A 19093-nucleotide genomic window follows, 5' to 3' on the forward strand; every position below is an offset into this window, starting at 1 on the left:
CCGCAGGCCACCCGGCCTAAAACCACCCCGAAGAGCATCAACAGGCCCAGGGTGTAGAAGGGGAACTGGCGTCCGAAACCGCCCAATGAGCTCTGTAGGGCCCCAATGGGGCAGGCCCCCAGGGCACCGGGGCAGGAGTAGCAGTTGAGGACAGGGACGCAGATGGCCTTGGAGCGGCCGGTGAAGATCCGGCCCTTTTGAAAGCCGACCAGGTAGCCGTTCATCAAAACGGCGGAGACCAGTTGGACCAGGCGCTGGCGGGGCCGGCGGGGCCCCGTTAGCCGATCCCGATGCATTCCAGACATAGCTTCACCGCCTTTTGTAGGATGTCCAGAGGTTCTTGCCTCAGCAGGCCCAGGAGCAGCAGGACCAACGCCGTCCCCAGCAGGCCCCAGCGCAGCCACAGGACAGCTTTAGTCCGCAAGGCTGATCTCCGCCTTTCCGCTGGCCTTTAGGGCCTTGTTGGCGGCTGCAAGGAAATCCTTGGAGAGGTTTTCACGTCCGCCTACGATTACATCCCCCACCAGGTTGCCTTGGCCGTCCACGAAAATGGTGGTGGGCAGCGCCTGCACGGCTTGGACCAGTGCGGCGAAATCCCCGTCGCCAGATATCAAGGTGATCCCCTCATAACCGGACTGGTCCAGGATGTGCTTCGCGTTTGTGGGGTCCCCTGCCACGTCTACACATACGGTGAGAAAGCCCACGTTGTCCGGCAGGGCCTGGGCAAAGGTGGCCAGGTCTGGCATTTCGTCCACACAGGGGGTGCAAAATGTCCCCCAGAAGTTCATGATGGTCAGGTCCTTGCTCTCTAGGTCCGCCTGGGTGAAGCTGCCGCCGTCCAAGGTGGTGGCGGTGAAGGACTGTAGGAGGGGCTTTGGCTCGTCGCTCTCCGAGGAGCAGCCGGACAGGAGTGTGCCAAGGGTGAGGGCCGCGGCCAGGAGCAGGGAGAATGCGATTTTGTGCTTCATCGAGATACCTACTTTCTTAGAAACCATGGAAAAGAGAAGCCCTCAGCCCCTTGTGGAAGGGGCTGGGGGCTTTCAAGGGCTGGTGCCGGTGGTGGGACTCGAACCCACACGATGTCGCCATCAACGGATTTTGAGTCCGTCACGTCTACCAATTCCATCACACCGGCAGGCACTGGAACGATTATACAACAGCTTGCGCCACTTCGCAAGGGTTTTTCTATAGAAATTTTGAAAGAAACCATAGGAAATCAAAAATAAATATGGTATGATGAAGGGAAAGCTGAGAAATCCGGCGGCGGGACAGCCCCCAGGGCCCCGCCGCCGGCCTGCCCCGCCCCTGGCCGGGCGGGAAAACGAGACCCAACGGGAAGGAGCGCAACCATGAAAAAAGTGCTGGTTTTGGAGGACGAGGCCAATATCCGCAGCTTCGTCGTCATCAACCTGAACCGGGCAGGCTATGAGACCGTGGAGGCGGCCACCGGCGAGGAGGCCCTGGAACAGCTGCGGCTGAACCCCGACGTGCGGGTGGCCCTGCTGGACATCATGCTTCCGGATATGGACGGCTTCGAGGTCTGCCGGCGCATCCGCGCGGGGAACACCAAGATTGGCATCATCATGCTCACCGCCCTCTCCCAGGAGATGGACAAGGTCACCGGCTTCATGACCGGGGCCGACGACTATGTCACCAAGCCCTTCTCCCCCTCGGAGCTCACCGCCCGCATCGACGCCCTCTACCGCCGCATCGGCGGGGACAACCTGGACGACGGGGAAATCCAACAGCCCCCCTTCGTCTTGAACACCCGCAAGCGCACCTTGGAGAAGAATGGACAGCGGGTGAAGCTCACCCAGGTGGAATTTGCCATCATGCGCATGTTTATGGAGAACCCCGGCAAGGCGTTGGCCCGGGAGGAAATCCTAAAAGCCGTCTGGGGGGAGAACTACATTGGGGAACTGAAAATCGTGGACGTGAACATCCGCCGCCTGCGGGTGAAGATCGAGGACGAGCCCACCAGCCCCACCTTTATTACAACCATCTGGGGTTATGGCTATAAGTGGGAATTTTAAGATGGTCTTACATCGAATCGAGACCGTTCTCTCCAAAATCCTGGACAAGGTCCCCTTTTTCCAGGCCAAGGGCATCCGCCGGCGGTGGCTGCTCAACAGCGTCAGCTTCCTGGTGGTGCTCTTGGCGGTGATGGTGGTTGCCTTCTCCGCGGTCATCCGCAGCTACTACGACGGCGATATCCTCACAGATGTGGAGGGCAGGGCCACCACCGCCTCCAACTACTTCACCATCTATTCCAGCAACACCCCCCAGGAGGAGCGGGAAGCCCTGGCCCGGAACTATGTGGAGACCTACGAGCGGGGCGGGGAGGAGGAGATGCAGCTGCTCAGCCCCCAGGGGGACGTGGTCCTCAGCACCAACCCGGCCACCCCGGTGGGCAGCCTGCCAGACACGGAAGAGCTGGCCAAGGCCGCCCAGGAGCAGGCCATGTGCTCCTGGCGGGGCAAGACAGAGCTGTCCGACGGCCGCATCACCGCTGCCACCGCCCCCCTGATCTACGACGGCGAGCTCTATGGCTTCGCCCGCTGTGTGGTATCCATGCGCATGGTGGACCAGCATGTCACCATCCTTACCCTGGCGGCGGTGGCCTTGGCGGCGGGGATTTTGTTGATTGTGTATATCTCCAACATCTACTTCGTGCGCTCCATCGTGGACCCGGTGGAGAACATCACCGTCATTGCCCAGCGCATCGCCACAGGGAGCTATGGCATCCAGTTGGAAAAAAAGTTCGACGACGAGATCGGCGACCTCACCGACGCCATCAACGACATGTCCATCCGCATCAAGGAGGCGGAGAGCATGAAATCGGAGTTCATCTCCTCCGTCTCCCACGAGCTGCGCACCCCCCTCACCGCCATCACCGGCTGGGCGGAGACCATCATGGGGGGCGAGGCCCGGGACGAGTCCGACGTGCGCAAGGGCATGGGCATCATCGCCAGCGAGGCCCGGCGGCTGTCGGGGATGGTGGAGGAATTGTTGGAATTCTCCCGCATTGAGGACGGCCGCTTTACCCTTTCCGTGGAGCCCATCGACATCAAGGCGGAGCTGGAGGACGCGGTGTACACCTACCACGAGTTCTTGGCCGGGGAGGGCATCGCCGTGTACCACGAGGACTGCGAGGAGGAGTTCGACCCCATCCCTGGGGACCCGGACCGGCTGCGGCAGGTCTTTTGCAACCTCCTGGACAACGCCGCCAAGCATGGCGGCACGGGGAAACGCATCGACACCGCCATCTACCCCGACGGCAGCGATGTGGTGATCACCGTCCGGGACTACGGCCCCGGCATCCCCCCGGAGGAATTGCCCAATGTGAAGTATAAGTTCTACAAAGGCAGCGCCACCGCCCGGGGCAGCGGCATCGGCCTGGCGGTGTGCGACGAGATCATCTCCCGGCACAACGGGGAGCTGAACATCCTCAACGCCGCCGATGAGCAAGGGGGCTGTGTGGCGGAAATCCGCCTGCCTATGGGGATTACCACCCGTTAGGCCCCCGGCCCCACCGGAATAGATATAGGAGATACTATGAAGCAAACACGAACCCAAACGCCAGAGGAAGCCTGCAGCTTCCGCACCACCATCGGCGGCCAGGCTCTGTTGGAGGGAATCCTCATGCGGGGGCCCAAGAAGCAGGCCATCGTGGTCCGCAACCAGGAGGGGGGCTTGGAGATCCGGGAGGAGGAGCTCAAGCTCATCAAGGAGCGCTACCCCATCCTGGGTGTGCCCTTCATCCGGGGGGTGGTGAATTTCCTGGACTCCATGGTCAAAGGGGTGAAAGCCCTGATGTGGTCTGCGGAGTTCTACCCCGAGGAGGAGGAGGCCCAGCCCAGCCGCCTGGAACAGTGGATTGAGAAGCACTTTGGCAGCGAGGCCTTGATGAAATGGGTCATTGCCATCGCTGTGTTGGCGGGGCTGGGCTTTGCCATCGCCCTGTTTATCATCCTGCCCACCCTGGCCACCTCCGCCCTGCTGTATTTCGCGCCGGACGCCCCCATGTGGCTGCGCAATTTGTTAGAGGGCATCATCAAGCTGGTGATCTTCTTCGTTTATATGATCCTCTGCTCCCGGCTCAAGGAAATCCACCGGACCTTCCAATACCACGGGGCGGAGCACAAGACCATCTTCTGTTATGAACGGGGGCTGGACCTCACCGTGGAAAACGTCCGGGACATGCCCCGGCACCACCCCCGCTGCGGCACCAGCTTCCTGGTGGTGGTGATTATCATTGCCGTGTTGGCCTCCTGTGTGGTGTTTGCCCTGCCGGGGGTACGGGAGGTGGCGGAGAACCCCATCATCCGTATTTTGCTGCACCTGGCCATGCTGCCCATCATTGTGGCGGTGACCTATGAGCTCAACCGCTTCATCGGGCGGCACGACAACCCCATCACCCGGGTCCTGGCCGCGCCGGGACTGTGGATGCAGAATTTTACCACCTTCGAGCCGGATGAGTCCATGCTAGAGGTGGCCATTCAGGCCCTTACCCTGGTCCTGCCGGAGCAGGAGGGGGAGGACGCCTGGTAAAAGAACTGGTATAGAAAAAGATGAGGTGAATTTACCGTGGCCTTCACCTACCACGATTTGAAATTTCATGCCCGCAACGCCCTCAAGGCGGTGGGGTTGGAGAACGCAGGCCTGGAAGCGCGAGAGATTCTCTGCGTGGCCAGCGGCAAGACCAAGGAGGAGCTCCTCCGGGACCAAGACCTCTATGTCAACGACGACTTCATCAAGCGCGTGGGGGACATGGTGGACCGCCGCCGGGAGGGGGTGCCCCTGGCCTATGTGCTGGGGGAGTGGTCCTTCCGGGAGCTGACCCTGGACGTGAGCCCCGCCGCCCTCATCCCCCGGCAGGAGACGGAAATCCTGGCCCAGCTGGCCATTGACTGGCTGCGGGAGCGGGAGGAGGAGGAACACCTCCGGGTGCTGGATTTGTGCGCCGGGACAGGCTGTGTGGGTTTATCCATTGCCTCGGAGGTGAAGAACACCCGGGTGGTGCTGGTGGATGCCAGCCCCGAGGCCTTGGACCTGTGCCGCCGGAATGTCCGCCGCAACCGTCTGGGGGCCCGGGCCATCCACATGAAGGGGGACGCCCTGAAGGAACCCAACGCCGCCCTGGGGCTCTTCGACCTGCTGGTGTGCAACCCGCCCTACATCCCCACTGGGGATATCCCCGGCCTGGATCCCTCGGTGCGGGATTTTGAGCCCCACATCGCCCTGGACGGTGGGGCCGACGGCCTGGATTTTTACCGCTCTGTCACAGAGCAGTGGACCCCCCTGCTGCGGCCGGGGGGGCATATCCTCTATGAGGTGGGCATCGGCCAGGCGGAGCAGGTGGCCATGCTGATGAAGCGCCGGGGCTGCAAGCAGCTGCGCATTACAAGGGACCTGGCCCATATCCCCCGGGTGGTGGAGGGGACCATCCCCTATATTCTAAAGGACGACGGGGAGAAGAACGACGGGGAAACGGAGCCCCAGGAGGAGACATAAATGGCAGAGAAGAAAAAGACGGTGGAGGCCGCCGCCCCCGCCGCTGACAAAAAGAAGGCCCTAGAGACCGCCATGGCCCAGATTGAAAAGACCTACGGCAAGGGCTCCATCATGCGCCTGGGGGACAACAGCCGGGTGCAGGTGGAGAGCATCCCCACAGGCTCCCTGGCCCTGGACCTGGCCTTGGGAATCGGCGGGGTGCCCCGGGGGCGCATTGTGGAGATTTACGGGCCGGAATCCTCCGGTAAGACCACCCTGGCCCTGCACATCGCCGCCGAGGCCCAGAAGCGGGGGGGCGAGGTGGCTTTCATCGACGCCGAGCACGCCTTGGACCCCGTCTACGCCCGGGCCCTGGGGGTGAACATCGACAACATGCTCATCTCCCAGCCGGACACCGGGGAGCAGGGCTTGGAAATCTGCGAAGCCCTGGTGCGCTCCGGGGCCCTGGACGTGATTGTGGTGGACTCCGTGGCCGCCCTGGTGCCCCAAGCGGAAATCGTAGGGGACATGGGGGACTCCCATGTGGGCCTATTGGCCCGGCTCATGAGCCAGGCCCTGCGGAAGCTGGCAGGCTCCATCTCCAAGACCCACTGTGTGGTGATCTTCATCAACCAACTGCGGGAAAAGGTGGGGGTGGTGTACGGCAACCCGGAGGTCACCACCGGGGGCCGTGCCCTGAAGTTTTACTCCTCCGTACGCATCGACGTGCGCCGGGTGGAGGGCATCAAGTCCGGCACCGAGCTCATCGGCAACCACACCCGGGCGAAGGTGGTGAAAAATAAGGTAGCGCCCCCCTTCCGGGAGGCGGAGTTTGATATTATGTACGGCGAGGGCATCTCCAAATACGGGGAGATGGTGGACCTGGCGGTGAAGCTGGACATCATCCAAAAAAGCGGCTCCTGGTTCTCTATGGGTGAGGAGCGTATCGGCCAAGGCCGGGACTCCGCCAAGAAGTATTTGAAGGACAACCCGGAGATCTGCGAGCGGGTGGAGGCGGAAATCCGCCAGAACTCCTTTAAGCTCATGAGCGCCCAGTCCCAGGCCGCCGCCCGGGCCGCCGGACGGGCCCCCCAAGAGGAAACCGAGGCCCAAGGGGAGGCCCAGGAGGCTGCGCCGGAGGAGGCTGTCCCCCTCCCGGAGGAACCCCCGGAGGGGAAGCCTGGGGGCAAGCTGACGGTGCCCAAAGGCGTGGACGTAAGCGCCGATGACTTCGACGACGATGCGCCTTGAGAAATTGCTCCCCCCAGCCCGGCCGGGGAAGCCCTGGCGGGCTTGCTTGGAGGGGGGCGAGGTGCTCCACATCCCAGAGGGGACCGTGGCGGACCACGCCCTCTACCAGGGGATGGAGTTAGGGGAGGAGACCTTAGAGGCCTTGAAGGCTGCGGCCTCCACGGCCCTGCTCCGGGAGCGGGCGGTGGGTTGGCTCAGCCACCGGCCCCTGAGTGCCGGGGAGTTGAAAGAACGGCTCCAGGCCAAAGGGGCTACCCCGGAGCAGGCGGAGGAAATTACCGCCTGGGTTCAGGCCATTGGCTTGCTCAACGAGCTGGATTACGCCAAGGCCCTGGTGGGGCACTACCAGGCCAAGGGCTATGGGCTGTATAAGATCAAGGACGAGCTCTACCGCCGCAAGGTCCCCCGGGAGCACTGGGAGGAGGCCTTGGGGGAGATGGAGGCGCCGGACGACGCCATAGACCGCTTCCTGGCCAAGCGGGTCACAGACCCCACGGACAGGAAACAGCTAAAAAAAGCCTCGGACGCCCTGGCGCGCCGGGGCTTCTCCTGGAGCCAGGTGGCCGAGGGCATAGAACGGCTGCGGGAGGGTACAGATTGGAGGGACTGACATGAAGGTCGGTTTTATATCCCTGGGCTGCGCCAAAAATCAAGTGAACTGCGAGCAGATGATTTGGCAGGCCTATGAGGCGGGGTACGACGTGGCCCTGGACTGTGAGGACTGTGACGTGGCGGTGGTGAACACCTGCGGCTTCCTCCAAGAGGCCAAGGAGGAGGCCTTGGGGGAAATTGCCCGGCTGGTGGAGCAGAAACGGGCCGGGGGCCTGAAAAAGCTCATCGTCACCGGCTGTATGGCCCAGCGCTTCCGGGCGGAATTGTCCAGCCTCTGCCCGGAGGTGGACGGCTTTATCGGCGTGTCCGGCTATGAACACGTGGCCCAGGTGATTGGCCAGGCCTTGGAGGGGCAGCACCCCGCCCTGTTTGGGGACATCCACGCCCCGGTGCCGGAGACGGACCGGGTGGTGTGTACCTCTGACCACTGGGCTTGGCTGCGCATCGCCGAGGGCTGCGACAACCACTGCGCCTATTGCGTCATCCCCTCCATCCGGGGGCGCTTCCGCAGCCGCCCGGAGGAAGCTATCCTGGCAGAGGCCCGGGAGCTGGCCCAGGCGGGGATGAAGGAGCTCATTGTGGTGGCCCAGGATATTACCCGCTATGGCCTGGACCTCTACGGGCGGCGGACCCTGGGAGAGTTATTGCAAAAGCTCTGCCAGGTGGAGGGCATCCACTGGATTCGCCTCCACTACCTCTACCCCGACGAGATCGACGAGCAGTTGATCCAGGTGATTGCCCAGGAGCCGAAGATTGTGAAGTATCTGGATATCCCCATCCAGCACATCAGCGACCCCATATTGAAGGCCATGAGGCGGCGGGGGACCGGGGAGGAAATCCGGGCCCTGTTCACCAAGCTCCGGGGGCAGATTCCCGGCCTGGTGCTGCGCACCAGCTTGATTGCCGGCTTCCCCGGAGAGACAGAGGCGGATTTTGAGGCCCTGTGTGAGTTCCTGTTGGAGTATCGCCTCCAACGGGCGGGGGTGTTTGCCTACTCCCCAGAGGAGGGCAGCGCCGCGGCGTCGTTCCCCGGCCAGGTGGACGAGGACGTGAAGCGCCGCCGGGTGGAGCTGCTCACGGACTTGCAGCTGCGCATCACCGACGACTACGCCGCCAGCCAGGTAGGCCAGGTGTTGGAGGTGTTGTGCGAGGGCTACGATGAGGAGACGGAGCTCTACTATGGCCGCTCCTATGCCGATTCCCCGGAAATTGATGGCATGGTCCACTTTGAAGGGGAGGAAGGGGGTGTGGCCCCCGGCGGGTTTTACCAGGTGCGCATCACCAACGTCTATGACGGGGAGCTGATTGGGGTGCGCCAGGAGGAGGAGACGGAATGAATACGGCCAATAAGCTCACCCTGGCCAGGGTGGTGGCCATCCCGCTGTTTATCGTCCTGCTGTACTGGGACTTCCCCCACCACCTCTGGGTGGCCTTGGGGGTGTTCATCCTGGCCAGCATCACGGACTTTGTGGACGGCTATGTGGCCCGGCATTACAATCAAATCACGGATTTTGGAAAGTTCATGGACCCCCTGGCGGATAAGCTCCTGGTGATGTCAGCCATGGCGTGGTTCGTGGAGGCGGGATGGATGCCCGCTTGGGCGTTCTTCATCGTCATTGCCCGGGAGCTGGCGGTGACGGGGATGCGGCTGGTGGCCGTGGAGCAAGGCCGGGTGATCGCCGCGGGGAAGTCCGGGAAGGTCAAGACGGCCTCCACCATGGTGGGCATCTGCCTGATGCTGGCCTTCCCCACAGAACCCCTGATCCTGATATGTACCATCGTCATTTTGGTCACCACGGTGTATTCCGGGGTGGAGTATTTCGTCCAGAACCGGGACGTGTTCCGGGACGGGGCGGCATAATGATTCAAAAAGGGCTGTTGCGGGGAAGCAACAGCCCTTTGTTTATGTGGGGGCCTCCAAGCGGAGGGAGTGGAGAAGGGATTGTACGCCGGGATGCTGCTGGGCGCTGTGGAGGCCGTTCTCCGTGGAGAGGACCAGGACGAAGGCATTCTGCTCATACCGGCCGTTAAAATCCAGGCGCAGTTCGTAATACATCAGGCGGCCGTCGGTGCAGCTTACCTCGCTGCCAGGGAGGCCGTTGTGGGTGACGGGGGTGATGGGGCTGTCCTGTTCCAGGCCCGCGATGTCGGTGAAGAGATAGGACAGCTCGGTTTCGGCGTCCATACAGCCGTGGTTGACCCGCAGCTCTAAGGTGAAGCTGTGGTCCGGCGGGGCCAGGGTGAGGCTGGAATCCTCCCCGGAGCAGTCCTCCAAGAGGAAGCCCTCTGGAATCTGGAAGGAGATGTTGTCTAGGTGGAAGCGGCTGTTTTCATAACGTAACATGGAAATACCTCCTAAAAGTCAAGGATGAATGGAGTTGTCCTTGAGCAATATGTAGGGTTCGACCTCCAATGCATCGGCAATTTTGAAGATGGTGTCCAAGCTCGTCCCAACCCAAGCGATTTCTGTTTTACTCACTCTTGAGCGCTCAAGCCCTGCCTTCTCCGCAAGCTGTTCCTGGGTAAGCCCCTGCTGCTTGCGGTGGTAGGCAATATTGAGTCCCAGGGTGCGGTATCTTGACTTATATTCTTGAATCATACTGTGCCACATCCAGATTATTTTTATCCTGAATATATTCTATATGGGAGAGGGAGGCTTATCCACTTCCTGGATTTCATCAAAATATACCTATAATTCATCAAATTTCGTGCCCCATTACACAAGCTACCGTTACGGAACGGTACGTTTGTAAAGCGTAGTGGTGAAAAAATTTTTTCCCAAGGTGTACCCAACCGTCCCCAAATCCCGCCTGTCCCAGGAGAGGTGAACCCAAGGGAAAGGAGGGAAGGACATGAAACAACCTGTATCGTACCTACAGACAGACCCCCGCTGGGGGGGACAGGACTACTCAGCCGCCGGGGAGCGCACCACCATTGGGGCCTCCGGCTGTGGGCCCACGGCCATGGCCATGGTGCTGGCCACCTGGGTGGACCCGTCCATTACCCCGGCCACGGAGTGTGCCTGGGCCTTGGCCAAGGGCTACAAGGCCCCCCACCAGGGGACCTATTACGGCTACTTTGCCAAGGCTGCCGCCCGTTTCGGCCTGCGCTGCACCCAATGCAACTGGAACAGCCTCTATGGCAACAGCCAGAGCAGCGTACACGCCCAGGCCAAGGCGGCCCTGGACGCCGGTGGGCTGGTGATTGCCTGCATGGGCAAGGGCAACTGGACCAGCTCTGGGCATTACGTTTTGCTGTGGGACATGGTGGGGGACACCGTCTACATCAACGACCCCGCCAGCACCCTGCCCCGGCGGACCCGGGGCAGCTATGCCCTGTTCCGGCAGCAGGTGAAGTATTACTGGGTGATTGAGGCACCGGAGAGAGAGGAGGACATGGACATGAGGATCGACGAATGGATTCAGAGCATGAGCGGAGAGCAAGCGTATCAACTGATGGAGAAGGCCAGCCAATACGCCGGGACCATCCAGGAACCGGCGTGGAGCCAGGGGGAGGGCCACTGGGCCCAGGCTGCGGCGGCAGGGGTGGTGGACGGCACCGGCCCCGAACGCTATGTGAAGCGGGACGAGCTGGTGGCGGTGTTGGGCCGCCGGGGTCTGCTGTGATGGAAGAAAGGGATCATTTGGTAAAGGAGGACAGGAAATGACAGGATTACAGGAATTGACCAGTGGGGTACTGGCGGCGGCGCTGGTTTTGACGGCGGCCACCAACATTATCGTGCAGGTGCTGAAAACGCTGCTCCCCGCCAGCCTGCCCACCAGCCTTTTGGCGCTGCTGGTGGCCATGGCGGTGACCCTGACGGCCTTTGCCGCCTACTGCGCGGTGGTGGCGCTGCACCCGGCCTGGTACATGACCGCCGGGGCTGTGGGCCTGGGGCTGTTTGTGGCCTATGGGGCCATGTTCGGCTTTGACAAATTGAAGGAGGCCTTGGAGCGGTTCAAGATGTGACCCCCACGATCCCCCTCCATCCCGGTGCGTGCTGCGCCGGGATGGAGGGGGATTTTTTTGCCTAAGAGGGGTGGTTGTAGGGGAAGTTGTGGCCTCTTTGCTTAATTTTTTCCCCTAACAGGACGATAGGTATCATAAAAAGTGAATGCAACAGCGTGTGGAAGGAGGCCCTAACGGTGGGTGAATTGAATGTACGCAGGAATGGCATCCTGTCTATCCCCAGGTTCCAGGGGACCAGCAAAACAGAAAAGCAGGCCAGCACCAGCCAGGCCCAGCAGACCCAAGGGGCCCAGCGGCCCACCAGCCAGGCGGCGGCCACGGTGTCGGCGACCTTGCGGGAGCTGATGACCCGGGTGGACCAGCTGGGGCGGCAGCTCCGGGAGGGCCGCCAGACCCTGCAAAAGGGGGAAGCCGCCCTGGCCGAGGTAGGGGACAACCTGGGGAAGATGGCCTCCTTGGCCCAGAAGGCCGCCGGGGAGGGTACGGTGGACCGGGCTGCCCTCCAAGCGGAGCTGGAACAGCTCCGGGGGGAGATCCACCGCATCACCCAGGCGGGGATCAAGGCGGGCTTCTTCCAGGCGGGCACCGGCGGGGCCAGCCCGGACGCCCTGGTGGACGCCATCCTCAAGAGCCTTACCACCGGGCAGACAGAGGACCAAACCCTCCCCTCCTGGCTCCAACAGGGCCTTTCCGGTGATCCCCCGGACCGGGACGCGCTGTTGGCGGCGCTGGGGCTGAAAAGCAATGCCAGCAGCGCAGAGCTGTTGGCGGCCTTGGGCCGCCTGCCCTTGGAGGGCAGCTCCGCCACAGGCTATTTGGCCTCCCTGTATTTGGGGGCGGTCATCGCTGGGGGCACTCCCTCGGGGGCGGTGGACCCCGCCCTGGCGGCGGCAGGGCTGTCCCAATTCTTAAACGCCGTGGCCCAGGGCATGACCCCGGACCAGGCCATTGAGCTGTTGACCAATGGGGCGTTCACCAGTATGGCGGATTTCCAAGCCCAGTTCACCGCCGGGACTGCCCCGGGGCTGGATGCCTTTTTGACGGCCCTGCTCCTCACCCAAAACAGCGCCGCCACCCTGCCCCCCATGTTGGCCCTGATGGCCGGCGGCGGCGGGGACCTGGGGATGCTCATGGACCTGCTGATGGCTATGGGGGGCTCTGGGGATGGCCTGGGGGCACTGCTGGATGGGACCGGCAGCCAAGGGGCGTTCCAACTGGATTCCCGGAGCCTGGGGACCCTGCTGGCCTCCGGGAAGGACCTGTCTGGCATGGCCTTTGACCCGGAGGGCAACCAGCTCTCCCTGGACGCCGGGAAGAACCTGATCCTTCGGAGCTTAGTTCCAGGCCAACAGGGGCCTGCCCTCCGGCTGAATGGCTCGGGGCAAGTGACCCTCCAACAGCTCAGCCTTCCCCTGCTCCAAGCGGAGGGGGGGCAGGTCCGCCTATTCGCCGCGGGAATGACCAGCTTGGCCCAGGTCCAGTTGGGACAGGGCACTGTCCTCACCGTGGACGGCAACGGCCTCGTGCAGATCGGCACCCTGCGGGGGGAGGCGGGCAGTGTCCTCCGGCTGGTTGGGGGCACGGTGGTCCTGAACGGGGCGGAGGCCCAAGCCCAGGCCCAGGCCGGCGCCATTGTGGTGGACGGCCCGGTGTCTTTGCTGGCGGCCCGGGGCCTGCCGGTGTACAACGCTCAGGGCAAGCCCCTGGAAGCCTTTGACCTCCTGTGGAAAGCCCTTCTCCCCCAGTGGAGCTCCATTAGCTCCCTGGCTGTGGACGGCCGTCAGGGGCAGGTGGCCCTGCGGGCCGACGACCAGTGGACCCTGGCCCGGCTGTGGCTGCTCAAAGAGAACAGCTCCCAGGGCTTCCCCGCCCATAGTATCCTGCTCCGGGGCCGGGACCGGGCCGGAAACCCCCGGACCTGGTCCTCCTATGTCCGCTGGGACCAGCGGGAGGGGCGGTTCCAGGAGGTTATCATGTATCCCAACCCCTTTACCGTCACCGGCGGGGAAGCGGGGGAGGACTGGTACTACGAGGAGGAGACCCAGGCCCTCACCATCCTCAGCGGCCAGGTGACCGCGGTTTCTGGCGGGGCGGGGATGGACGCCAACCAACAGCCCTTCAGTGGGCGGCTCATCCTGTCCGATAGCCTGGGCCCGGTGACGCTGACCTTGGAGGGTGTGGTGTGTAAGGTGTCCGCTGGACGGGCGTTCAGCCTGGGGAAGGGCAATCAAGTGACCCTGCTGTTGCAGCGGGGGACGGAAAATGTGTTCGAGAGCGGCGCGGGCTGCGCCGGAATCTCTCTGGGGGACGGAACCTCCCTGTATATTGACCAGACCAAGGGCCAGGGGCCCGACGGGACCCTCAGTGCCACCGGCGGCGACGGCGGCGCAGGCATCGGCCGGGACAGCGGGGCTGGACGGGAGGCCTCCGGCTCCATCCACATCCGCGGCGGCGCGGTGAACGCCACCGGGACCGGCGGCGGCGCGGGCATTGGTGGGGCCTTAGGTGGGCCGGTGGGGGATATCCGTATCCAGGGCGGCACGGTGAGTGCCCAGGCCACCTGCTGTGCCGCAGCCATCGGCGCGGGCATCCAAGGGGCCTGCGGGGACATCGTCATCAGTGGCTTTGCCAGGGTGCGCAAGGCCCAGGGCGGTGGCCCGGACGGGGACATCGGCGGCTGCCTCTTTGGCAATTGCGGCCAGGTCCGGGTATCCGCCGCCAGTGATATCGGCGGGGCAAAGCTCTGGACCCAGCGGGGGCTCTCCATCCAGATGGGGGAGGCCTCTGTGACCTTACCCCGCTTCCATATCTCTGCCCAGTCCCTGCACCTGGACGGGGTGGACCTCTCCACCCGGCAGGCCGCCCAGGCCGCAGTGGCCGGGCTCACGGCCTCCCGCCGCTGGGTGGCCCGGCTCCAAAGCAGCTATGGCGCCCTGTATGGCCAGCTGGAGAGCTTCGGCGGCCTGCCCACCCATTACAGCGGCACCGTCCGGGATGCCCGGGAAGCGAATTCCCTCCTGGACGATATGCAGGAATTTCTGCGCAATTCCTCCTTTTTCCCCCTCCTGAGCCAGAGTGGGGCGATGGAGGATGTGGGACAACTGCTGCGATGAAAGGAATCATGCAGAAAAGCTCCAGGGTTCTGGAGCTTTTCTCATGGGATATTGGTTGGGGGAACGCGCTAAGAATGGGGCAGAGGGCCCCATAGGCTCACAGCAACGTTTCCGCGTTCTTAAAATACTGCCACACCTGCCTGGCCGCCGGGGACAGGCTTTGGACGTGGCGGCAGGCAATGCCGATGCGCCGGGTGGCGGGAGGGTCCAGCTCCCGGGTCTCCACAGGGTAGGGGCTGCGCTTTAGGAGCAGCTCCGGCAGCACGCTCATCCCCAGGCCCTGGGCCACCATGGCAATGACGGAGTAATCGTCTTTGGCGGAATAGGTGATCCGCGGGGTTCCTGCGGCCTTGCGGACCAGGTCCCGCAGCTCCCCGTCCAGGGAGTCCGGGCGCATGATGTAGGCCGTCTCCCGGAGCTGCTCCATGGGAAAGCGCCCCTGCGCCGGGGCGGCGTTTGGGGGGAACACCGCCAGGATGCGCTCCTCCAAGAGCTGCGCCGTCTCCAAGCTGGCGGCAGCAGGCAGGCGCAGGAAGCCCAGGTCAATGCGCCCCTCCCCAATCCAGCGCTCAATGTCCTCGTAGCTCCCCTGTAAGAGTTCAAAGGTGATGTGGGGATGCTGTTCCAAAAAGCCGTGGAGCAGTGCCGGGAGGATGTGGACGGAAACGCTGAGGAAGGTGCCAATGCGCACCTGGCCTACCTCCAAGCCGTGGAGCTGGGCCACCTGGCGTTTTACCTCCTGGTTCTCCTGGCAGACGGTGCGGATGGCAGGCAGGAGCTGTTGCCCCTCCTGGGTCAGGCGGACGCCAAAGCGGTCCCGGAGCAGGAGCTTCACCCCCAGCTCGTCCTCCAAGCTGGTGATGATGTGGCTGATGGCGGATTGGGTATAGCCCAACATCTCCGAGGCCTTGGTGAAGCTGCCCAAGTCCGCCGTCTGCAAAAAAATCTCATACTTCTTGATGCTCATGGTCCCACACTCCATGTTCTGTTTTTTCCTGAGTATACCATAGATGGGCAGGAAAGCGAAGGGGGGCGTGGCGCCCTTGCTTCAAAATCTTTGACACCCAGTTTCAAATTTTTGCGTTTTACAGGGGCGGCGTCCTGGGCTATACTGGGCCCAAAGGATGCAAAAGACCAACAAGGAGGACAGACTTATGAACGAGCAAAGCAAGCGCAGCTCCAAGCAGTGGGTCAACGACATGCTCCGGGAGCATTACCGCCACGCCCGGGAGGCCAAGGAGGCCGGCCAACTGATTTGTTGGAGCACCTCCATTGCCCCCCAAGAGCTGCTCACCACCATGGGCATCATCACCATGTACCCGGAAAACCACGCCGCCGCCATCGGCGCCCGGAAGGACACCGAACAGTTCATCCGCCACACCGAGCAGATGGGCTATTCCTCAGACCTGTGCTCCTACGCCCGGGTGAACCTGGCTTACGCCGAGCTTCAGCACAGCGAGGCAGAGAATATGCCCCTGCCGGACTTCCTCCTGTGTACCAGCAACATCTGCCACACCGTCATCAAGTGGTATGAAAACCTGGCCAAAGAGCTGAATATCCCCCTCATCCTCTTCGATACCCCCTTCAACCACACCGATGAGGTCCAGGAGCACAACGTGAAGTACATGGAGGGGCAGCTCTACCACATCATCGACCAGTTGGAGGAGATCACCGGCAAGAAGTTTGACTACGACAAGCTCCGGGAGGTGATGGCCATCTCCAACGAGACCTGTAGCTGGTGGAAGAAGGCCACAGAGCTGGCCGCAGCCAAGCCCTCCCCCCTGGACGGCTTCGAGCTGTTCAACTACCTGGCCATCATCGTCTTTGCCCGGGGCACCGAGGAGGCCCGTGACCTCTTCCACCTCTGGCACGACGAGCTGGCGGAGAAGATCCGCCTGGGCCAAGGCCCCTGGAAGGAGGGGGAGGAGCAGTACCGGGTCCTGTGGGACGGCATCGCCTGTTGGCCCTACCTGCGCTACACCTACAAGACCCTGAAAAACCTGGGGATCAATGTGGTCACCTCCACCTATCCCAAGTCCTGGACGGTGAGCTATGAAACCGGCGACATCGCCGGCATGGCCCGGGCCTATTCCGCCAACGTCTACCCCAACCGGAACCTGAACTACGACGTGGACAACATGGTGACCCTCACCAAGAAGTTTGGCCTGGACGGCATCGTGTTCCACTCCAACCGCAGCTGCAAGCTCATGGATTTCCGCCAGTATGAGGTCCAGCGCCGGGTGATGGAGGAGTGCGGCGTGGCCTCGGTGATGTTCGACGGGGACCAGACCGACCCCCGCCTGTTCTCCGAAGCCCAGTATGAGACCCGCATCCAAGCCCTGGCGGAGATGATGGAGGCAAACCAACAGAAGAGGAGGACTGCCCAATGAAAACCCTGCAAGCGTGCATCGACAGCCTGTGTGAACAGGCCCGGCACCCGGCCCGGACCGTAAAGGCCGCCTGCCAAGCCACGGGGAAACCCGCCGTGGGCTGCTTCCCCCTCTTTGTCCCGGAGGAATTGGTCTACGCCGCCGGTTTCCTGCCGGTGGGCCTGTGGGGCGGGGTATCCGCCTTCCAAAAGGCAGACCAGTACATCCAGTCCTTTGCATGTTCCATCATCCGGGCAAACCTGGAACTGGGGATGTCGGGGGCCTACAATGAGCTGAAGGCGGTGCTCATCCCCTCCCAGTGCGACACCCTGAAATGCGTCTGTGAGAACTTCAAGCCCGCGGTGCCCCAGGTGCCGGTGATCGGCGTTACCATCCCCAATAACCGTACCATCCAGGCCGCCCACCAGCAGTTGTTGGATGAGTTCGACTATATCACAGAACAGCTCACCGCCCTGCAAACCCCGGCATGCCAGCCAATGCCCTTGGAAGAGGCCTTTGCCGTATATGAGGACTACCGCAGCGTCATGGCCCAGTTCCGGGACATCGTCCCCGACTATTTGAACACCATCACCCCTGCCATCCGCCACAACCTCATTAAGGCCGCTTGGTTCTTAGATAAGAAGGACTACACCGCCCAGATGCGGGAGCTGTTGGCAGCCTTGCAGCGGCAGCCCAAGGAGACGTTCCAGGGGACAAGGTGCATCCTCACCGGCATCATGCTGGACGCAGAGCCGGTGTTGGAGCTGCTCCAAGAGCTGCACATCGCTGTGGTGGACGACCTGCTCTGCCACGAGTCCCTCTTCCCCCGCACCCCCACCCGGCAGGAGGGCAGCGTTTCCTCCCGGCTGGCCCAGCGCTTCCTGGACCTGAAAGGGGCCTCCCCCCTCTATGACCCAGGCAAGCCCAGAGGGCAGATGCTGGCGGAGCTGGCAAAAGCCCGGGGGGCGGACATGGTGTTCTTCACCCTGATGAAGTTCTGTGACCCGGAGGCCTTTGACCACCCCTTTGTGAAAGCGGACTTGAAGGCGGCGGGGGTCCCCCTGCTGAGCGTGGAGCACGACCAGCTGTTGGAGTCTGCCGGGCAGCTGCGCACCCGGATTCAGGGCTTCTTAGAGATCAACTTCCCCGGCTGAGAGCCCAGCCCCGGCACCGTTCTAGTATTTATTGACGATAAGGAGGCTTCCCCATGGTTTTAGGCATTGATATCGGCTCTTCCTCCTCCAAGGCTGTCATTCTGGCCCCTGACGGTGCCGTCCTGGCTGCCCAGGTGGTGAACCTGGGCACCGGCACCCGGGGCGCAGGCCAGGTGGTGGCGTTGGCCCACCAGCAGGCCGGGACCACCCCGGCGGATATCCGCTGCACGGTGGCCACTGGCTACGGCCGCATGACCTACCAGGGGGCGGACCGCCAGCTCACGGAGCTGAGCTGCCATGCCAAGGGCATCCACCACCTCTTCCCCCAGGCCCGCACCGTGGTGGATATCGGCGGCCAGGACACCAAGGTCCTGCGTTTGGACGGGGACGGGGGCATCGACAATTTCGTCATGAACGACAAATGTGCCGCCGGGACCGGCCGTTTTTTGGAGGTGATGGCCCGGGTGCTGGACTGCCCCATTGGGTCGCTGTCCCAACTGGCCCAGGGGGGGCAGGAACCGGTGTCCATCAGCAATATGTGTACCGTGTTTGCGGAGTCCGAGGTGATCTCCCACCTCTCCGCCAACGTCACCCCGGCCAATGTGGCCTCCGGGGCCATTCTCTCCATCGCCACCCGCATCGCCGGGATGGCAGGCCGGGTGGGGGTGGTGCCGGAGGTGGTGATGACCGGGGGCGGGGCCCTGAACCAGGCCCTGGTGGAGGCCTTGGAGGCCTCCCTCCACTGCACCATCCAGACCCCGCCAGAGCCCCAGATCACCGGGGCGTTGGGGGCGGCGCTGTTCGCCTTGGGGTTTTCTCAAAAAGCATAAGCAAAGAGCAGTCTCGTTATGTTGAGACTGCTCTTTTATCATAAGCTAAGTGCCCATCAATAAAATAGCCAATGATAATCCTGACGGCCATCCATCACATAGTCCACAAACACAGTGTCCTCAATTACGCGATAAATCATCAGATACCATAACAACCAAATCTCCCTCGCCGTTCTCGGTGAGAAAGACCGGTTCCGCGAGCGGCTTCCGCCTTATTTTCTCCCATTATATTGAATGGATTCCCCCTTGTCAACTGCCCCATCCAGGGGCAGGCAGGCCACCAGCTCAAAGCGCCCGTTTTC

At 62.7% G+C, this 19093-nt stretch carries 19 protein-coding genes, 1 tRNA gene and 1 pseudogene; 14 read left to right on the plus strand and 7 right to left on the minus strand.

Annotated elements, in window-relative coordinates; genetic code table 11:
• From ACTOZL_RS08355 to ACTOZL_RS08370, 4 genes and pseudogenes are all read right to left on the minus strand, one after another.
• Positions 1 to 305, minus strand: a pseudogene (locus ACTOZL_RS08355) (4Fe-4S binding protein); the annotation flags it as partial.
• Positions 278 to 424 (minus strand): CD1871A family CXXC motif-containing protein, encoded by a 147-nt coding sequence (locus tag ACTOZL_RS08360; RefSeq protein ID WP_482477843.1) that lies wholly within the window; start codon positions 422 to 424, stop codon positions 278 to 280. The pseudogene ACTOZL_RS08355 and the gene ACTOZL_RS08360, both read right to left, overlap by 28 nt.
• A complete protein-coding gene (locus ACTOZL_RS08365) occupies positions 414 to 968 on the minus strand; it encodes a TlpA family protein disulfide reductase (protein ID WP_482477844.1) in 555 nt (184 codons plus the stop codon). Before ACTOZL_RS08365 ends, ACTOZL_RS08360 begins: the two co-directional genes overlap by 11 nt.
• Positions 969 to 1048: 80 nt before the next feature.
• Positions 1049 to 1135, minus strand: a tRNA-Leu gene (locus tag ACTOZL_RS08370).
• Positions 1136 to 1349: 214 nt separating this feature from the next.
• Here ACTOZL_RS08370 and ACTOZL_RS08375 point away from each other — a divergent pair.
• The 8 genes from ACTOZL_RS08375 to pgsA are packed head-to-tail and all read left to right on the plus strand — an operon-like array spanning position 1350 to position 9217.
• A complete protein-coding gene (locus ACTOZL_RS08375) occupies positions 1350 to 2033 on the plus strand; it encodes a response regulator transcription factor (protein ID WP_482477845.1) in 684 nt (227 codons plus the stop codon).
• 1 nt (position 2034) lies between these two features.
• Positions 2035 to 3519, plus strand: a complete 1485-nt coding sequence (locus tag ACTOZL_RS08380) for a sensor histidine kinase (protein WP_482477846.1) — start codon at positions 2035 to 2037, stop codon at positions 3517 to 3519.
• 36 nt (positions 3520 to 3555) lie between these two features.
• Positions 3556 to 4551, plus strand: a complete 996-nt coding sequence (locus ACTOZL_RS08385) for a DUF1385 domain-containing protein (RefSeq protein WP_482477847.1) — start codon at positions 3556 to 3558, stop codon at positions 4549 to 4551.
• Between the two features lie 36 nt (positions 4552 to 4587).
• On the plus strand, positions 4588 to 5514 hold the full coding sequence (gene prmC, locus ACTOZL_RS08390) for a peptide chain release factor N(5)-glutamine methyltransferase (protein WP_482477849.1): 927 nt from the start codon (positions 4588 to 4590) through the stop codon (positions 5512 to 5514).
• Positions 5515 to 6744, plus strand: coding sequence for a recombinase RecA (gene recA, locus ACTOZL_RS08395; protein ID WP_482477850.1), 1230 nt, complete (start codon positions 5515 to 5517; stop codon positions 6742 to 6744). It abuts the gene before it with no gap.
• The gene (locus ACTOZL_RS08400; RefSeq protein ID WP_482477852.1) at positions 6734 to 7354 is read left to right on the plus strand and encodes a regulatory protein RecX; all 621 of its coding nucleotides are present in this window, start codon (positions 6734 to 6736) and stop codon (positions 7352 to 7354) included. Before recA ends, ACTOZL_RS08400 begins: the two co-directional genes overlap by 11 nt.
• A 1-nt stretch (position 7355) precedes the next feature.
• Complete coding sequence (gene rimO, locus ACTOZL_RS08405; protein WP_482477853.1) at positions 7356 to 8693, plus strand: 30S ribosomal protein S12 methylthiotransferase RimO; 1338 nt, start codon at positions 7356 to 7358, stop codon at positions 8691 to 8693.
• On the plus strand, positions 8690 to 9217 hold the full coding sequence (gene pgsA, locus ACTOZL_RS08410; protein ID WP_482477855.1) for a CDP-diacylglycerol--glycerol-3-phosphate 3-phosphatidyltransferase: 528 nt from the start codon (positions 8690 to 8692) through the stop codon (positions 9215 to 9217). The genes rimO and pgsA overlap by 4 nt, the downstream gene beginning before the upstream one ends.
• A gap of 42 nt (positions 9218 to 9259) precedes the next feature.
• Here pgsA and ACTOZL_RS08415 read toward each other — a convergent pair whose 3' ends face one another.
• Both ACTOZL_RS08415 and ACTOZL_RS08420 read right to left on the minus strand, forming a co-directional pair.
• Positions 9260 to 9700, minus strand: coding sequence for a hypothetical protein (locus ACTOZL_RS08415; RefSeq protein WP_482477856.1), 441 nt, complete (start codon positions 9698 to 9700; stop codon positions 9260 to 9262).
• An 18-nt stretch (positions 9701 to 9718) separates the two neighbouring features.
• Positions 9719 to 9955, minus strand: coding sequence for a helix-turn-helix domain-containing protein (locus tag ACTOZL_RS08420; RefSeq protein ID WP_482477857.1), 237 nt, complete (start codon positions 9953 to 9955; stop codon positions 9719 to 9721).
• A gap of 253 nt (positions 9956 to 10208) precedes the next feature.
• Here ACTOZL_RS08420 and ACTOZL_RS08425 point away from each other — a divergent pair, with 253 nt between their 5' ends.
• From ACTOZL_RS08425 to ACTOZL_RS08435, 3 genes are all read left to right on the plus strand, one after another.
• A complete protein-coding gene (locus tag ACTOZL_RS08425; RefSeq protein WP_482477858.1) occupies positions 10209 to 10982 on the plus strand; it encodes a C39 family peptidase in 774 nt (257 codons plus the stop codon).
• 37 nt (positions 10983 to 11019) lie between these two features.
• Complete coding sequence (locus ACTOZL_RS08430) at positions 11020 to 11325, plus strand: hypothetical protein (RefSeq protein ID WP_482477859.1); 306 nt, start codon at positions 11020 to 11022, stop codon at positions 11323 to 11325.
• 176 nt (positions 11326 to 11501) lie between these two features.
• Positions 11502 to 14438 carry a flagellin gene (locus tag ACTOZL_RS08435; protein WP_482477860.1) on the plus strand — a complete coding sequence of 979 codons (2937 nt, stop codon included), beginning with the start codon at positions 11502 to 11504 and terminating at the stop codon, positions 14436 to 14438.
• A gap of 97 nt (positions 14439 to 14535) precedes the next feature.
• Here the strand turns inward: ACTOZL_RS08435 and ACTOZL_RS08440 are convergent, their stop codons facing one another.
• Complete coding sequence (locus ACTOZL_RS08440; RefSeq protein WP_482477862.1) at positions 14536 to 15405, minus strand: LysR family transcriptional regulator; 870 nt, start codon at positions 15403 to 15405, stop codon at positions 14536 to 14538.
• Between the two features lie 187 nt (positions 15406 to 15592).
• Between ACTOZL_RS08440 and ACTOZL_RS08445 the strand changes: the two genes are divergently transcribed.
• The 3 genes from ACTOZL_RS08445 to ACTOZL_RS08455 are packed head-to-tail and all read left to right on the plus strand — an operon-like array spanning position 15593 to position 18791.
• Positions 15593 to 16828 (plus strand): 2-hydroxyacyl-CoA dehydratase subunit D, encoded by a 1236-nt coding sequence (locus ACTOZL_RS08445; protein WP_482477863.1) that lies wholly within the window; start codon positions 15593 to 15595, stop codon positions 16826 to 16828.
• Complete coding sequence (locus tag ACTOZL_RS08450) at positions 16825 to 17961, plus strand: 2-hydroxyacyl-CoA dehydratase subunit D (protein ID WP_482477865.1); 1137 nt, start codon at positions 16825 to 16827, stop codon at positions 17959 to 17961. Before ACTOZL_RS08445 ends, ACTOZL_RS08450 begins: the two co-directional genes overlap by 4 nt.
• Positions 17962 to 18014: 53 nt before the next feature.
• A complete protein-coding gene (locus ACTOZL_RS08455; RefSeq protein WP_482477866.1) occupies positions 18015 to 18791 on the plus strand; it encodes an acyl-CoA dehydratase activase in 777 nt (258 codons plus the stop codon).
• Positions 18792 to 19093 lie beyond the last annotated feature (302 nt).

It is taken from the genome of Evtepia sp., assembly GCF_056797215.1.

Bases quoted from the DNA above. Each gene is read 5' to 3' on its own strand.
- ACTOZL_RS08415 (WP_482477856.1), bottom strand. From the start codon at position 9,700: ATGTTACGTTATGAAAACAGCCGCTTCCACCTAGACAACATCTCCTTC.
- ACTOZL_RS08400 (WP_482477852.1), top strand. From the start codon at position 6,734: ATGCGCCTTGAGAAATTGCTCCCCCCAGCCCGGCCGGGGAAGCCCTGG.
- ACTOZL_RS08385 (WP_482477847.1), top strand. From the start codon at position 3,556: ATGAAGCAAACACGAACCCAAACGCCAGAGGAAGCCTGCAGCTTCCGC.
- ACTOZL_RS08365 (WP_482477844.1), bottom strand. From the start codon at position 968: ATGAAGCACAAAATCGCATTCTCCCTGCTCCTGGCCGCGGCCCTCACC.
- ACTOZL_RS08425 (WP_482477858.1), top strand. From the start codon at position 10,209: ATGAAACAACCTGTATCGTACCTACAGACAGACCCCCGCTGGGGGGGA.
- ACTOZL_RS08450 (WP_482477865.1), top strand. From the start codon at position 16,825: ATGAAAACCCTGCAAGCGTGCATCGACAGCCTGTGTGAACAGGCCCGG.
- ACTOZL_RS08440 (WP_482477862.1), bottom strand. From the start codon at position 15,405: ATGAGCATCAAGAAGTATGAGATTTTTTTGCAGACGGCGGACTTGGGC.
- ACTOZL_RS08455 (WP_482477866.1), top strand. From the start codon at position 18,015: ATGGTTTTAGGCATTGATATCGGCTCTTCCTCCTCCAAGGCTGTCATT.
- recA (WP_482477850.1), top strand. From the start codon at position 5,515: ATGGCAGAGAAGAAAAAGACGGTGGAGGCCGCCGCCCCCGCCGCTGAC.
- ACTOZL_RS08445 (WP_482477863.1), top strand. From the start codon at position 15,593: ATGAACGAGCAAAGCAAGCGCAGCTCCAAGCAGTGGGTCAACGACATG.
- pgsA (WP_482477855.1), top strand. From the start codon at position 8,690: ATGAATACGGCCAATAAGCTCACCCTGGCCAGGGTGGTGGCCATCCCG.
- ACTOZL_RS08375 (WP_482477845.1), top strand. From the start codon at position 1,350: ATGAAAAAAGTGCTGGTTTTGGAGGACGAGGCCAATATCCGCAGCTTC.
- ACTOZL_RS08380 (WP_482477846.1), top strand. From the start codon at position 2,035: ATGGTCTTACATCGAATCGAGACCGTTCTCTCCAAAATCCTGGACAAG.
- ACTOZL_RS08420 (WP_482477857.1), bottom strand. From the start codon at position 9,955: ATGATTCAAGAATATAAGTCAAGATACCGCACCCTGGGACTCAATATT.
- ACTOZL_RS08430 (WP_482477859.1), top strand. From the start codon at position 11,020: ATGACAGGATTACAGGAATTGACCAGTGGGGTACTGGCGGCGGCGCTG.
- rimO (WP_482477853.1), top strand. From the start codon at position 7,356: ATGAAGGTCGGTTTTATATCCCTGGGCTGCGCCAAAAATCAAGTGAAC.